This is a genomic window from Spirosoma agri (genome assembly GCF_010747415.1).
Taxonomy (GTDB): Bacteria; Bacteroidota; Bacteroidia; order Cytophagales; family Spirosomataceae; genus Spirosoma; species Spirosoma agri.
The window spans coordinates 61,768-77,274 of record NZ_JAAGNZ010000004.1; the positions used below are offsets into that span (position 1 = coordinate 61,768).

A 15,507-nucleotide genomic window follows, 5' to 3' on the forward strand; every position below is an offset into this window, starting at 1 on the left:
GACTATCACTCTGCTTTTCTGCCTACACATGGTTAGTTTTGGGTAGATCGGCACCAGTGAAAAAGTCGATAATGGGAAGACCATAGCAGCGGCTCATCACCAGCGCGGAAGCTGGCTACTTGGCATCGGGCCGACCGTACTTGGTGGAACGGCCAAGGTAGGGTATTTCGTGGCGAATCGTGCATGGCTTGGTGTAGAAGGCGAGATACATAGTTTACTTACTGAACGTCGGGAAGCCGGTCTATTTGGGCGCTATTATCTTTGGAATGGCGGGTTCGTTGGCTTCACCGAAGTTGGTTTGTCGTACGGTCGTTTCCAGCAGCGATCTATATTCGCTGACCCTCCCCTCGACTACCCTCTATACCGAACGACAAAGCTCAGTGCTGCATTTGGTCTGGCGTATCTGGTTGGGCGACGCGTGTCACTCGAAGGGGTTTTTAAAGTTGGAAAAGCCAGTGGCACTGACTGGATTCAGCCCAGTCTTTAGGGATCAATTAACTATTCACTCGGTCAGTGAGCTTTATCGATGGAGAAAAACTATAGTGCTGTTTGCTTTCACTCTATTCTATACTAACGAGTATCAATGAGCTGATCCGGTAGAAATAATTAGTTATCAAACTGATTCATGAGTTAACAGGGCAAAAAAAAACATGTCTGAGTAGACATGTTTTTCTTAACGATTGTACTGGTATATATCTTTCGATTAAGCCATTTCTACGTTTACGGCGTTTAAGCCTTTCTTACCGCGTTCAACAGTGAATTTCACTTTGTCGTTTTCACGAATTTGATCGATTAGACCTGAAGCGTGGACAAAAATGTCTTCACCACCATCGTCGGGATTAATGAAGCCAAAACCTTTGGTTTCATTAAAAAATTTTACAGTTCCTGTTTGCATTTTATTTTAATTTAGGCCAAAGGACGGTACAACGAACCACAATTCCTAATCTAGTCTGAAAATTTATGTTGATTCATAGACGATGTAATAAATTCAGTCTAGCGTTCGAGCCTGGAAACGAAAGTTAAGAATGGTTTTATTGAGTATGGATGTAAGTAATAACCACTGATCATTTTAGGTTTATATCTAGTATATTAAATTAGTATGATGTGTTGGTTGTGCAGATTAGTCGTGGTAGAATGCAATGACAGTGATTATACATTAACCTGTTTTGTTATGAAGAGAGGTTAGCAACATTGTACTACCTTTTCATGAACTGATCGCTTTTTGAAATATCGTTTCTAAGCATTTGTTTCATTCCAGGTGTACCAAATATCCAGATTGAATGTGTTCGTGCCTTAGGGGGCTCTAAAAACGCTTCTGTAGACTTTGCAATAGCCATTTTGGATTAGTCTAACACAGTTACTCAGTTTGTGACCTAACATGAAATCTCCACGATGAATAGGTAATCAACTTCCTTTAGGGACTTGACTAATAAAAACCAAGCCTCAAAAATCTGATAAAACTATTATCTCCATTGCTTCCAGCGAGTTAGAAATCACTGATCTTTTCCATTCTCAAAAAGAATCATTCTGTTTATCATTTATCCTTTCTTAATTTATTGATAGACAAGTATTTATCTTTGATACTTTCAGAAATTGTATGATAAGAACTTACTAATCGATAAATTCTGTTGTCATCAAATAATAGACTGCTGATAACCAGATATTTGCGTGTTAACTTTCAGAAATTGTATGATAAAAAATCGTATTCCTTTTATGGCAATATATTGAAAGTCAATAAGTTAACCATGTAACTTTCAGAAATTGTACGAAGTAAATGGCAACTCCTACTAATACAAATGCTTGAGAACGAGCGAACTATCATCTCGTTCATAATTATTACATAATCAATCTAGTGCTGTTTTGACAAGCGTAGTGTAATGAAAATCAATTAGTTACGCGTTAACTTTCAGAAATTGTATGATAAGTTATTTATGCCATAGTTAACCGTAATTGATTGTAGTTCAAGTAGCTATGTAATGGCCTCAAAAAAATAGCTCAATAATACTTACTATATAATACTCTATAAATCAATATATTACGCGTTAACTTTCAGAAATTGTATGATAAATTATATGCAGTCGCATCCTACTGTATTTTCTCAAGTAGCTGACTATAAGTAAGTTATTGACTATTTGGTAGGTGCTTTTCAATTGTGCATCAACTTAGTATTTACTCATAAGTGTCTATAAATCAATAGATTGACTACTAACTTTCAGAAATTGTATGTTGCCGTGCGAATCAATTGTTATGTACAATAATGACTTTTTTGATTTTTTTCGAACTGTCTGATGTTGGTTTTTTTAGCTTCAACTACCCACAATCAAATATTGTGAATCATTTTTTTTTAAATCTTTGATTATTTTGAGAGCCTCGTAAAACCCTGGCTTTTAGAGAGTTACGGGCCCTAACTTTCAGAAATTGTATGTTAACTTTCAGAAATTGTATGGTTAATTTCAGAAATTGTATGTGTTAACTTTCAGAAATTGTATGTGAATTAAGCCTTAACTTTCAGAAATTGTATGTCTACTTTCAGAAATTGTATGGTGGATAAGTTAGACTGACCGCTTCGTATGATTAAAGGCAAAGGAAATGGCCGTAAAGGCAAAAATTCAAAGGTAGATCATACCCTGCTGTACCAGGGAAACAGTGTAACGGCAGCTCGTTACGAAATGAGTGAGTTACAGAAAAACCTGATGTACACTTTACAGGCTGCCATTCGACCGGACGATGGCATTGACACGGTTTACACATTTCAGGTGCGCGAGATAATGACTGATCTCGATAGAGATCCCAATAATGGCTATAAAAACTTACAGGAAGCCACAAAGGGAATGATGCAGGTCGTTTTCGAGATGTATGTGAACGGCCAGTTAATTCAGGTTAACCCTTTTTCCAGCGCGGTTTATGATTATGGAAAAGGTACAATTAGCCTCCGGGTTGATCCTAATATGCGTCCTTTGCTGACAGGCTTGACTGGAAATTATACAACTTTCGGAAAAGAGATGGCGATGCGTTTAACCGGTAAATATGCAAAACGGTTATACGAAATGTTTTCGCAGTGGAAGGATGTTGGTAACTTCCGAATAGGGATACTTGATCTGAAACACCGATTGAATCTGTACGACCCGGAGACGCAGCAGGAAGAGTATAATATCACCAATTTTTTCCGGTTCGTACTTGATCCGGCGATTAATGAAATCAATCAACGTAGCGATTTGATAGTACGTTTTCGTCAGCATAAAACGGGTCGGAAAATTACAGACCTAACGTTTACAATTAAGCGAATCAGAATTGAGCAGGAGTTGTATCTGCCTGGTATTGATAGTGATACGGCTATACTGGCTGATCGACTCATGTCGCGATTTGGCTTACGTCCCGATCAGCGCGATCTGGTCTTGTCGAAGTTTGACATTCCAACGATCCGGAAAAAATTGGTAGAGATTGAAAAAAGGAACTCAACACGAGCCATTGATAACTGGGGGGCCTATACCGCTAAAGTATTCGATGTTTGATTTTTCTGAATGAATTGAACGTCGGCTGTAATTATCGAAGAAACAAGCTGGTAGGTGAAAAGGTGAAACTAAAATAGTTCTATTTGCAGACAGCTCGACTATCAGTTGGTTAGCTATAAAAAGTGCTAGACTATAAACTTTTCTGATAAACACCAGTCGGGTCAACAGCGTTGAGCTAACATAGTGATACCAAATGCTGATAGCCAATCGATGACGCAGCAGAGAGCTCATGTAGTCATTTGCCTAGATACTATCAGCCATTATACATCAACTTGGTCAATCAGCAGAAACCGGCTAGAGTTAATCAACACAGATTATCATTGTAGAAGGGAAAAATCCAAGCCCAATCAGGAGATAAGTATGGGGCGTTAGCTTTGTCTTTTAAGCCCTCATTTGTCTTTTTTTCGTGTTTAGTATGTCTAAGGTTATTCAAGTTGGTTTAATTGGTTTTGGTCTATCAGGACGGTACTTTCATGCCCCGTTTTTGACGATCAATCCGAAGTTTCGCCTGAAGAAAGTCGCTAGTAGCCGTCCTGATGCGGTTCGTCAGTTTGATGCGTCGATTGAATGGGTCGCATCAACCGATGAGTTACTTGCCGATCCATCGATAGACCTTGTTTTCGTTTGTTCCCCCAATGAAACACACGTCGATTATGCCCGAAAAGCACTGGAGCATCAGAAGCATGTCGTTGTCGAAAAACCATTTGCATTATCCGAACAAGACGCGGTTCAGATACTAGCGTTGGCCCAGCGACAAGGTTGCCTGGTTACGGCTTATCAGAATCGGCGATGGGACGCTGATTTCCTAACGATAAAACGTGTTCTGGCGGAAGGTTCCCTCGGAACGCTTATTGAGTACGAAATTCGGTATGATCGGTTTACGCCCGTTTCTCCTGATTCACAGAACTGGAAAGAACAGCCGGGCATTGGCCGGGGTAACCTTTATAACCTCGGACCTCATTTACTGGATCAGGCCCTGCATCTATTCGGTAAACCGGATACAGTACAGGCCACGATTCGAAGCATTCGTCCAAATAGCCGGGTTACCGATTATTTGGATATAAAATTAGGGTATACGGATAAAGTGGTACGGGTCGAGTCCAGCTACATGGTTTACCATAATCAGCCCCGGTATAGTCTGCATGGCACAGCCGGTTCGTTCATCAAAGGCGGCCTGGATGTGCAGGAGGAACGGCTTCGGCGGAACGAAATGCCGGATCAGGCCGATTGGGGTATTGAACCACAGGATCGATGGGGCACACTTTATCGAGATGGTCGGAGTGACGTACTGGAGAGTGAACGAGGTAATTACACCCCTTTCTATGACAACCTCTACGATGCGCTTGTGAATGGAGTCGAACCTGCGGTGACGCCATCCGACATTCAGCAACTTGCCCGCGTCATTGATCTGGCCATAGAAAGCAGCCAAACACAACGAACTGTCGCGTTTTAGAGGAGAATCAACAAGGAATATGCGAATGCTCCTGACATTGACGATCCGTTCCCCTGACCGACAATGAAGCAGAGCGGACCAGTCAATACCCGGCCAACGCTTATCGTGCTGTGCCTGATCAACGCTTGCTGACCGACAATTTTTTGTTGCCCCCTTTGTACGTTAACCCTTCATTGTAATTGAATAAGGCATACCCCCCTCCTTCCTCATACCCTGGCACGTCTTCTTTCTGCTGCTGAACGGCGGCCTCTGAAGAGGGAGTGGTAAAGGGCATTTTACCTGTTGGGCTGAATTTGCCGGTTACAATGTCCAGCAGCGCATCGGAGGTCGTACCGAACGTAGCCAGTACACCTTTGATACCCGTATTAGCCTCTTTCCGGTAAATTTCGTCGATGACCCAGGGGTTGCTGTAATTAATGGCCACGATGGTCGGTTTTTTTGCCGCAAGTGCGTTGACGTAGGCAACGTCTATGGCGTTCTTTGATAAGGACAGGTAGATCGGCGAACCATCTGACGCAAACAGCGACTTGGCCGAAGGCTTCAGCCATAGCACGACCACGTCCGCTTCATCAGGCGTAGCTACAAACGTAATTGGGTATTTTCCGTCGTTGATCGTGTAGCTGGTAGCCGCCGTCGCGCTACCCCCCGTTTTTGCCGCATTAGCGTCGAAATACACTTTCGTCTGGGGTTTAAGTGGTAATAAACCGGTCTCATTTCGCAGCAAAACGATGGACTTCCGATGGGCCAGGTCGGCTCGGGCCTGAAATTGCGCGTTTCCGACAAGACGTTCAGCAGCCGCTTCGTCCACGTAAGGATTTTCGAAAAGTCCCAGATTGAATTTTTCCAGCAGCAACCGCAACACCGAATCGTCAATTAGTTTGGTATCGACCGTACCACTTTTCACCGTGGCCAGTAGGTTGGCCGGGTCGGCTGTACCCGAGTAGAGGTTGACCCCTGCTTCCAGCGTTCGTTTGTACCGCTCCTGAATCGAGAGGTTTTCGGCACCCCAGGGCATCATTTCGATTGGACCCGTATCCGAATTGATGATGCCGGTAAACCCTAATTCGGTACGCAGCAGATCGTGGATGATAGCCCGGTTATACGCATAGGCAATGGGCTCAAACTTGGTATCAGCTGGCAGCGAATAATAGGGCATTATGGACGACGTACCGGCTTTGATGGCGGCCTTGAACGGGATCAGGTTGTTCGCAAACTTACCGCCCGGAAAAACCTCTTTCTTTCCCCAGTCGAAATGGGGATCTTGTCCACCCTCTCCAGAACCTCCCCCCGGAAAGTGCTTCGTTGTCACCGCTACCGAGCCAGCGCCGAGTGTTTTGCCCTGAAAACCATATACAATTTCGGTCATCATCTGGCCGGCCCACTGGGCATCCTCCCCAAAAGTACCTTCAATCCGTTGCCAGCGGGGTTCCGTCGCTAGATCGGCCATGTACATATACCCTTTCCGCAAGCCTACTGCCGACCACTCCTGGCGTGCAATATCGGCAAACTCGCGAACCAGTTTCAGATCACGCATGGCTGAGAGGCCCAGTTCGCCGGGCCAGGCCGAAAAAACCGTCTTGCCCACGCTGGTGCCAATGGCAGCAGACGCGGTAATGTGGTTCCGTGGATTGGACGCAACAATCGCTGGAATTCCCAGACCGTCGCCTTCACACAGGGCTTGTAATTTATTGGCCCATTCCGCCGTGGTACGGGCACTCACGTTTGCCCGCAGGATGAAGTGACGAAGGTGGAACTGAGTTACGGCCTTGGTCGTACCCGCTGCGTTCATGATGGGCGTGGGCAGCGGCTTACGGGTGAACATGTTCTGACTGGCGACCAGATCCTCCTCGTTGAAATCGCTGGTAATGGGCTCTTTGGCAGTAGCCGTTCCGAACGATTGGTCATTTTTCAGGCGGGTCGTACTAATAAGCATGAAACCAACCTTTTGCTCCAGCGACATTTTAGTCAACAAATCCCGACTCCGCTCCTGAGCTGATAACCGCCAGTCTTCGTATTTGTCAAGCTGACCATTACGATTCAGATCTTTAAATTTGAGACCGTCCTGCTCCAGCAGTTTAACCGATCGAACGCCCAGAGTTGGTTGCTCCCGTGCGGATGTCGACTGGCCTGTTGCCTGAAAGGCAAGTGCAATCAGAAACGCGGCTAGACAACTCGTCACGGGTACCGACCTACGGCTAAACGTTGTATGACGTTGCGTTTCATCTGAGCAGGTCCTGATAGATTCGGAATGTAGCATAAGGAGTAGACGGGGTATGCCTTTTGTGCTGGCGCTTAGGAGTGAGCGATCCGTGACAGTCAAGTTCCGCTCGTGTACTAAAGTGCCTGAGTATCCGCTTCTAACTATGACTCAATAAACTCTTATCGACCCCTCCCCTACGGACGAAACACAATGTAGTGATTAGTAAAATTTTTCCTCACTTCTGGATAGTATGACCAGGACTTCCGGTCCGATGTAGAGAATTTATTCACCGAATAAGGAGGCAGCGCCAAACAGATCGAATCGCGGGTAGTTAGCTAGATACTAGCTATCGGAAAGGCACCCTTTCTGCACATACCACAGGGTAAGTCTGTGGCAACTTATCAAATATAGTGAGCGAACTGGAAAAAATGCTGGCGGGTCAGTTGTACCTGGCGAATGATGATATGCTTGTGGCGATGCGGGCCCGCGCTCGTGCCTTGTTCACGCACTACAATCAAACGCTCAATACGGATCAGGCAACCCGAACGGAAATTCTAACAGCATTGCTGGGTAAAGCGGGGCAACCGGTTGATATTCAGCCGCCTTTTTATTGTGACTACGGAACGCACATTCATCTGGGCGAAAACGTGTTTATCAATTATAACTGCACCATTCTGGATTGTGCCTCCATAACGATCGGGAACAACGTCTTTATGGGACCAAACGTCAGCCTGTATGCCGCAACCCACCCTGTCGTGGCCAGTGAGCGTATTAAAGGTCCGGAATTGGCTCAGCCCATTACGATCGGTGACAATGTCTGGCTCGCGGGCAATGTGATCGTCTGTGCCGGTGTCACGATCGGGGCCAACACAACGATCGGAGCAGGCAGCGTCGTCACCCGCGACATTCCGGCGAACGTGCTGGCAGCTGGAAATCCGTGTCGCATCATTCGCTCACTGGCAGACTAAATGGAGTAGTTGCTGTTCGTCTTCTTTTGACACAAGTTACAAGTCGGGTAGCGAGCATGCCGTGTCTAAACGGCTACCAACTCCTGCTATATCCAAATGGGTAGGGCTGATTCTATCACTCAATATCGAATAAAGCGAAAAGCCGGAACGCCATAGAGACATACTGTGGCGTTCCGGCTTTTCGCTTTCTTTTGTTACCCTATTTGTCTTCTTTCAGCGTCGACAGGAAACTAACCACATCCCGAATCTCCCGTTTTGTCAGAAGGTATTTCATTTCGGGCATACTCGACGGGAAATTAGTTCGCTTCGCAATCTGATCTTTGCGGATGGCCGTATCAGGCTGATCACCTACCTTGACTTTCACGTCCGTGCTGGTTTCTTCCTGTAAAATGCCACTAACCGTTTTCCCGTTCTTTAACTTCAGATTGACGGTTCCAAAGCCGGGCGCTAACCGGGCACTCGGATTGATCAGGGCCTCGAGCAGCTGCTCGCGGGTGAGTCGGCTCGCCACCCCGTTCAGGCGTGGACCAGCGTTACCACCTAGATCGTCGTACGCGTGACACCGGATACACTGCGCCGTTTGATGGCGGAAGAAAATCCGCCGACCCAGATCCGGTTCGCCACCCAGCAGACTTCCTTTGTAAGATGCCGCCAATGCGTCCGGCGATAGCTTGGACGTGATGGCTTTATAACGGGTAGTCAACTGGGGCGAATGGCTGCTCTCGATGGCTTCTTCCAGTTCGAGCTGGAGTTCCGGCGCTAACGTACCAGCTGATAATTTGGTCAGTAACTGGTCGAACGCTTTCTGTGAACTGGCAGCGGGCAGTTTTCCCAGCGTAAGCAACGCAGCTTGCTTTTCTTCGGTCGTACGGGTGGTAATTACCTCTGAGAGCAGCGTCACCATCCGGTCTTTGGCCATATCCGACTTGGCCAGTAAGTCCAAGCCAGCGACCCGAACGCTCTTTTCGCTATCCGCCAGCGCCGTTTCAATCGCTTTGCTCAACTGCTTATCGTTCAGCGACGCCAGTGCCCGCAACGCAGCAACGCGCACAACGGCCTCCTTGTCCGTCGTTAACCGGCTGAACAATGATTCGGATGCTTCCGTTAGGTTCAGTTTTGTAACGGCTTTGATCGCACTCAGGCGGAGGGCTAACTCCGGATGGGTCAGTAGTTTGATGTATGAATCGGCAGTTTTTGTTTTTACCATCGCCGGATCACGTTCGATAACGCCCCGGTACCGTCCATCGACCCGATCCAGCAGCGACGGTTTGGCCCAGGTACTCAGGGCTTCCATGGCTTCGGCCCGCATCGCAACCGGACTTCCTTCTTTCTGCGCGTAGTCGATCAGTATTTGCATCGCTTCGGGTGTACCAACGCGCAGATTTGCATTGATGGCGCGTCGAAGCAGGGCTTCATTGGTGAAACGCGTGTTTTGCATAACTTTACCCAGGGCGGGTAAAGCGTCCGGAATCGATAGGTCATCGTTGATGCCACGAGCCGCTTCCGTAACCACAAACTCGTCTTTGTCGGCCAGAAACGCGGCAATTCCCGGATCGCTCATACGACGAAGGGCAACGACGGCTGCAATGCGTACAGCGCGCGATGGATTGTTCGCCAGGGCTACAATGGGTGCTGCTTTCCCGATGCGAGCCAAAGCCAGACTTCCGGCATGACGGATGTAGGCATCGTCGTCGTTGTTCGCTTCCAGCAGTTGAACAATAGGCTGAATGGCTGGCTCATAGGCGATACGACCCAAAGCTTCGGCGGCAAAAAACCGGGTGCGGCTGTTAGTGTCTTTCAGTAACGGAATCAACGCAGCCCCTGCGTCTTTGTACCGAACATCACCCAGCCATTTAGCTGCCTGCGCGCGAATTTCAGGGTCTTTGTCCTCAAGCAGAGGCATGAGCAACTGACCATAGCTCTTATCCTGACGAATCAGCTGGCTAATTCCCCAGATACCATGGACCCGCGCTAACTGGTTATCCGTTTGTTTGGTAGCTGCCGTGAACACAGCCGCCCCTTTTGCGCCCCGTTTCGCCAGCTCGAACTGGGCTTTCTGCCGAACGCGCATGTCCGCATTCTTCAGCAGTTCGCCCAGATCCGCTTCCGAACGCTGACCGAATTTTTCGGCAAGCAGCGTTTTGGTCCGTAGACGATCCGCCGATCCAGCGCCCGCCTTGTCGTCCAGTTTCCAGATGCGGCCATAATCCTTGGTATCCCAGCCATTGATCCAGTCTGCTACGTACAAGGCACCATCGGGGCCAAAATCAATACCGGTAGCGAGTACGTTACCGAGAATTTTTTTCTGTTCGCCCAGCTCAAACGATGCTCCTTTCGGTTTCAGTTTGAAGGAATGAATACCGGAACGGGCGGGATTCCCCACAAATTCGGCGATGAAAAACATATTCTTGTACGCAGGGCCAAGCGCCGTTCCCGGATTGTAGCGCATACCCGCCGGACCGCTTACGAAGTTGGCAATGGTCGGGGTGATGTAGGCCGCCTGACCCTCAAAGCGCGGTTTGAACATCTGCTCGTCCATCCAGACCTTGTACGTATTATTGTTTGGATCGCGGTATTTGCCGTACTGCCAGTTACTACGCCAGCCCGTATCGGAACCGTTTACGATGTAGACCAGCCGCTCTTTCTCGCCCGGATGATCGCCATCGTTATCTTCGCTGATCAGGTTACCGTATTCGTCGAACACGAACTCGTGGACGTTGCGAACGCCATGCGCAAATACTTCAAAATCAGATCCATCCGGATTCGATCGCACAACGACGCCACTGTTAGGATGTGCCCACTGTTTGCCATCCGGTCCTTTTCCGTTGAACCCGATATCGCCGATCTGCCAGTAGATTTTGCCATCGGGACCCATCTCGATACCCGACATGCCATGACCGCTAAACCCGACGTGAACGCCGTAGCCGTGCGAAATCGACGTTTTTGATTCGGCAATACCATCACCATCTTTATCCTGCATGCGCCACAGGTCCGGAGCTACGGCCACGTACAGATCGTCACCATTGCTCATGACACCACCGGCTACATCGGTCACCTCATCGTGAAAATCATCGACGACCAGCTGTGACTGATCGGCAACCCCATCGCCGGATGTGTCTTCGATCCGGTAGACATTTTCCTTTTCTACTGTCATGTCCCGCCAATCGTGGGAGCCATCGCCGTTGATGTCTTTCAACCAATCGTTCTTAGCGCTGTTCTCCGGCGACAGAACGCGGTGCAGAAAGGCCCGTTTGTCCTCAATGCTCTGCAAATGGTTCGATTCGATTTCCCAGTCCTGGTGGCTTCTGATGTCGAATTCCGAGTTTTTCTGCCGATTTGTCCGCGTGTAATACAACCGGCCCGTATCGTCAATGTCGATAGCGATCGGATCGGCAACCAGCGAATCGACACCCCACAGGCGCAGGGTCAAGCCCTCGGCCAGTTCAGGGGTTACCGTAGCCTCGATTGCTTTCGCCAGTTGGGCTGCTTTTTCGGGAACCATGCGCTTGATCCGGCGGTCGATCGGATCTTTCTCCGTCTGGTAGCTCACTAAAACGAGCATCGGAGCCAACGCACAGAGCCAGATAATTTCTTTCTTTGTCAGTAAACGAACGTTCCCTTTTTTCATCCTAAAACAGTTGTTAGCCAGTGCCATCACCAGCGATCAATAGGGTTACTCATAGCTGCCGCGTTGATCGCTGGTAGGTGGCCGGTTTTAAAAGGCATTTTCGATCAGACGCTACTTACTAAATAAAGCTTTGTTTAGCCAGATCAGGCCCTCATTCCTGTTTTCGAACTATCCAGGGTCAGTATGGATAGTCAACCCCAGACTAAAAGATATGGTTGGTTGACAGCGTTTCGTTCGTTGATTCCCTCCTATCGCATCAGTAAACGTTCCGCCCGTGCACCTTTGTAGCAAATAATGAGCGACACTGACATGACCCGATACGTTCCGAATTCAAAAACTAACTGGAAATACTTTACCCTGTTCGTTACCTTGTTGTGTCTGGTTAGTTCATTCAAACATAAAGAACTGAGTTGGGTCGCGATTGGCGATTCGATCACCTATCTGAACGAGCATCCCGAAGAAACGGGCCATCGAATTACGAAAGGCTATATGAGCCGGGTTGTCGAGCGACTTCCGTTTATTCATTACACCAACCAGGGCCACAATGGCTGGACTTCCGGGGGCATTGCCTCGGCCATCGAAACGCTCGGATTGGCAAAGGCTGATCTGTATTCGATTTTTCTGGGCACGAATGACTGGTGGGCTGGTCGCCCGCTGGGCCGTCTGGCCGATTATCAGCGCAATACCGGCAATGGTACCGTCTATGGTTCGTTTCGTATCATCATCGATAAACTTCGCAGTCTGAATCCGCAGGCGACCATTGTCCTGATTACGCCCATGCAACGGGTCGATTTTGTGTACATCGCGAATCCGAAGAACAATGCGTATGGATCATACAAGCCCAAAAACGGGCAGACCCTCGAATCATTTGCCAACGCCATCGATTCGATCGGCCGTTACGAGCATATGGCGGTGGTCGATCTTTACCACACGAATAAGTTACGACACAAGAAACTGGTCAAGTTTAAACGCCTGAAAAACCCCAAAAGTGGTGCCTATACTGATTACCCGTATCCTAAATTTATCGACGTACCGTTCAACCCAGACACCGACGCATATCCGTATCCCGTCGAATCCATTGACAGAACGTATGATGGGTTACACCCCTCGGACAAAGGGTACGCGATCATTAGCCGCAAATTGGTCAAGCTGTTTAAACAGTATTGACAGTGTTGCACTAGTTCAACCATAAATCGAGCCTTTTATAGCATAAGGGACAAATTGTCCCTTATGCTATAAAAGGCTGCAAACAGGCTGTATTTGTTAAGCTGCTTGGGCAGCGAATTGTGTAAGAGCAGCTATGGAGAATACGTCGGGCTGAGTCAGTCTGTGTTCAGGATTGAGCATATATGCCCGCAGATGACTGCATTAATTTTGTTGCTGTAATAACTGAGCACACTCTATGATTTCCTGACATAACTGCTTCAGGTCTACTTTTTTTGCGCTCAGCTTACTCACCAGTTGACTAAGTTGTTGTTTCAACTGCGCTGCTTTTTCCTTGGTATCAGGCGGGGAGGAGACACTGGATCGGTTGCGATCCGTACTGCTTTTCTGAACGATTTCCTGTAGCTCGGCCTCGGTAGAGATCAGCGAAACCGGTTTTTCAGACTTCCCCAATTGCTGAACCAATCCCTTATCTACTTTCACTTTGCCGGATAAAATAGCCTGCTTGAAGGGAGGGGATAAACGGTCCAGACCCAAGGCAAAAATGCTATCGCGCTTGATCGTTTTTTCGCTTACGTTGAATTGTTTACCCAGCCGGTACGCGGTAGAGGTACTGGTATCGTCCGGTGAAGCTTGCTCATTTGACGAAGCGACGGGGGGCTGTTCGATCAATGCAGTAGCATAAAGGTCATTCTGACCCTTATGGTTTTCCCGGATATATTTTCCCTTCGCCAACTTATCCTTCAGGTACCGAAGTCCTCGTAAATACGACACCTGTTCAGGCGCAAGGTTACGCCTACCCAGCTGGTTATCAATCATAAAGAACTTCACTTCCTCCATCGACGGGAAGCTCATCAGGTGAATCTTAAAATCCAGCTGATGCTTTTTGCAGATAGTATACCGATTGTGTCCATCGATCAGTACATACTGAGGTGTCGATGCGGGCTGTTGATCCGATAGTTGTTCCCCGGTGGTCTCCCAAATGAGAAGCGCTTCCCGACAACCATTCTGTTTAATGTTTTCTTCCAACTGCCTGAATTCTTCCTCCAAAAGAGGGGGGATATAAGCGGCCAGATCGGGTAGTATGCGAATGTGTTGCTTGATGTCTTCGTGCCGCAGTAAACTTTGATCTTTGATCAACGTATTAGCAGCCAAGGCCAGCTGATATTTTTTTGCCATGAGAAAGTTCGTTGGTTAAGAGTCCGTTCGATTAAACCGTTTCGGCGGGTTGCCCGGTTAGTTCCAGTGCCAGATTGCGGTAGTCGACGGCACCGTTAGACTCCTTAGCGTAGGTGAAAATGTCCTGCTGGGCAATCTGAGATTCCTTTAACGCAACGTTTAATCGAATCTCCGTATTGAAAATGGTAAAGTTCGTTAAGAGCCCTCCTCGAATATACGTAAGCATATCGCGGTGTACATTCAATCGTTTGTCGACCAAGGTGAGAACGATCCCCTCAACGGTTAGCTCATGATTAATGCGATCCCGCACCTGCATAATGCGTTCGAACAAATTGTTAATTCCTTTCATGGCCGACGCTTCCGGCTGAAGGGTAATCAAACAGGAAGTAGAGGCAACCAGGGCAGAATTTGTGAATATGTTCAGGGCAGGGGGGCAGTCGATAAGAATGAAGTCATACTGAGTTCTGAGCGTTGCCAAAACGTTTTTGAGCTGGTTGACACCTCCTACTGCCTGAACCAGTTCCAGATCAGCATTGGCCAATTCCAGGTCACTCGGTGCCAAATCAAAATTAGCGCCGATAGAGACGATTGGTAAAGGCTCATTTTTCAGCAGGGCGTGCACCACTTGCTTTTGTGGCTCATCAACCCCCAGGACCTGGGAAAGATTACCCTGCGAATCCAGATCGATGAGCAGTACGCGGTTGCCTAATAAAGCCAAAGCCTTGCCTAAATTTAAGGTCGTCGTTGTTTTACCAACTCCACCTTTGTGATTGGCAATTGAAATAACTTTCGCTTTTCTGGCCGAGGGATCAACAAAGCCGTATTTTTTCAATATGGGATACAGTGCGGCCAGGTGTTTCGCGTTGAGAACACGGTCCCCCGACAGGGCCTTGGTAAGCGTGGTGGTTGGAATACCGGCTTCCTGCTCAATGACGGAGGCAGATAAAGCGGGATTCAACTTTAAAAAGGTTACAGCGTGAGCGTTGGTGATCATGGAGGCAAGGGCTTATTTGTCATAATATTAGGACAAACGAAACTATTTGTCAAATAATACGGGCAAATTGAAGCAGATTTATTACAGCTGCACTTGATCGAAAGACTATCTAAAACTCTCACAGCCACGTTCTTTGTCCATGCGAACCGACTAAATCACCGTAAACTAAGATCAATGCCTTTTTATTGGCTTTGGCGGCAGTCAGGCCCGGCTTGCGGAGAAATGCCAAAGGGGATGATCGGGTAAGCCGAGATCTGGGACATCATTGCTACGCTAAAGACTCGGGCATTAAACGGTCCATTGCCCGCACTTAACCGCCATTAAAAAAATGAGTAGGGTAACCAAAAATAAAAAAACCTGTTACTATCTAGACTGTATGGCTTGCCAGGGGTTAGCTACTGAAAAAGTA

Annotated in this window: 10 protein-coding genes; 5 read left to right on the forward strand and 5 right to left on the reverse strand. The window is 47.6% G+C overall.

Translation table 11 applies throughout. The annotated features are described in order from the left end of the window. Positions 1–169 precede the first annotated feature (169 nt). The gene (locus GK091_RS25855) at positions 170–487 is read left to right on the forward strand and encodes a hypothetical protein (RefSeq protein ID WP_164043639.1); all 318 of its coding nucleotides are present in this window, start codon (positions 170–172) and stop codon (positions 485–487) included. Between the two features lie 216 nt (positions 488–703). On the opposite strand, the gene GK091_RS25860 is transcribed toward GK091_RS25855, so the two are convergent. After that, complete coding sequence (locus GK091_RS25860) at positions 704–895, reverse strand: cold-shock protein (RefSeq protein WP_164043640.1); 192 nt, start codon at positions 893–895, stop codon at positions 704–706. 1,675 nt (positions 896–2,570) lie between these two features. On the opposite strand from GK091_RS25860, the gene GK091_RS25865 reads away from it, so the two are divergent. Further along, positions 2,571–3,512: a replication initiation protein gene (locus GK091_RS25865; protein ID WP_164043641.1), complete on the forward strand. Its 942-nt coding sequence runs from the start codon at positions 2,571–2,573 to the stop codon at positions 3,510–3,512. A gap of 415 nt (positions 3,513–3,927) precedes the next feature. Further along, positions 3,928–4,965: a Gfo/Idh/MocA family oxidoreductase gene (locus GK091_RS25870; protein ID WP_164043642.1), complete on the forward strand. Its 1,038-nt coding sequence runs from the start codon at positions 3,928–3,930 to the stop codon at positions 4,963–4,965. A gap of 118 nt (positions 4,966–5,083) precedes the next feature. Here GK091_RS25870 and GK091_RS25875 read toward each other — a convergent pair whose 3' ends face one another. Further along, positions 5,084–7,120 carry a glycoside hydrolase family 3 protein gene (locus GK091_RS25875; RefSeq protein ID WP_246202432.1) on the reverse strand — a complete coding sequence of 679 codons (2,037 nt, stop codon included), beginning with the start codon at positions 7,118–7,120 and terminating at the stop codon, positions 5,084–5,086. A 455-nt stretch (positions 7,121–7,575) separates the two neighbouring features. Between GK091_RS25875 and GK091_RS25880 the strand changes: the two genes are divergently transcribed. Then, on the forward strand, positions 7,576–8,133 hold the full coding sequence (locus GK091_RS25880; protein WP_317166357.1) for a sugar O-acetyltransferase: 558 nt from the start codon (positions 7,576–7,578) through the stop codon (positions 8,131–8,133). Between the two features lie 199 nt (positions 8,134–8,332). Here the strand turns inward: GK091_RS25880 and GK091_RS25885 are convergent, their stop codons facing one another. After that, complete coding sequence (locus GK091_RS25885; protein WP_164043644.1) at positions 8,333–11,761, reverse strand: HEAT repeat domain-containing protein; 3,429 nt, start codon at positions 11,759–11,761, stop codon at positions 8,333–8,335. A 294-nt stretch (positions 11,762–12,055) separates the two neighbouring features. On the opposite strand from GK091_RS25885, the gene GK091_RS25890 reads away from it, so the two are divergent. Next, entirely contained in the window at positions 12,056–12,928 is an 873-nt protein-coding gene (locus GK091_RS25890; RefSeq protein ID WP_394351900.1) for an SGNH/GDSL hydrolase family protein, read from the forward strand. A 201-nt stretch (positions 12,929–13,129) separates the two neighbouring features. On the opposite strand, the gene GK091_RS25895 is transcribed toward GK091_RS25890, so the two are convergent. Both GK091_RS25895 and GK091_RS25900 read right to left on the reverse strand, forming a co-directional pair. Continuing rightward, positions 13,130–14,104, reverse strand: a complete 975-nt coding sequence (locus tag GK091_RS25895) for a ParB N-terminal domain-containing protein (protein ID WP_164043645.1) — start codon at positions 14,102–14,104, stop codon at positions 13,130–13,132. Positions 14,105–14,135: 31 nt separating this feature from the next. Next, positions 14,136–15,098, reverse strand: coding sequence for a ParA family protein (locus GK091_RS25900; protein ID WP_164043646.1), 963 nt, complete (start codon positions 15,096–15,098; stop codon positions 14,136–14,138). Positions 15,099–15,507 lie beyond the last annotated feature (409 nt).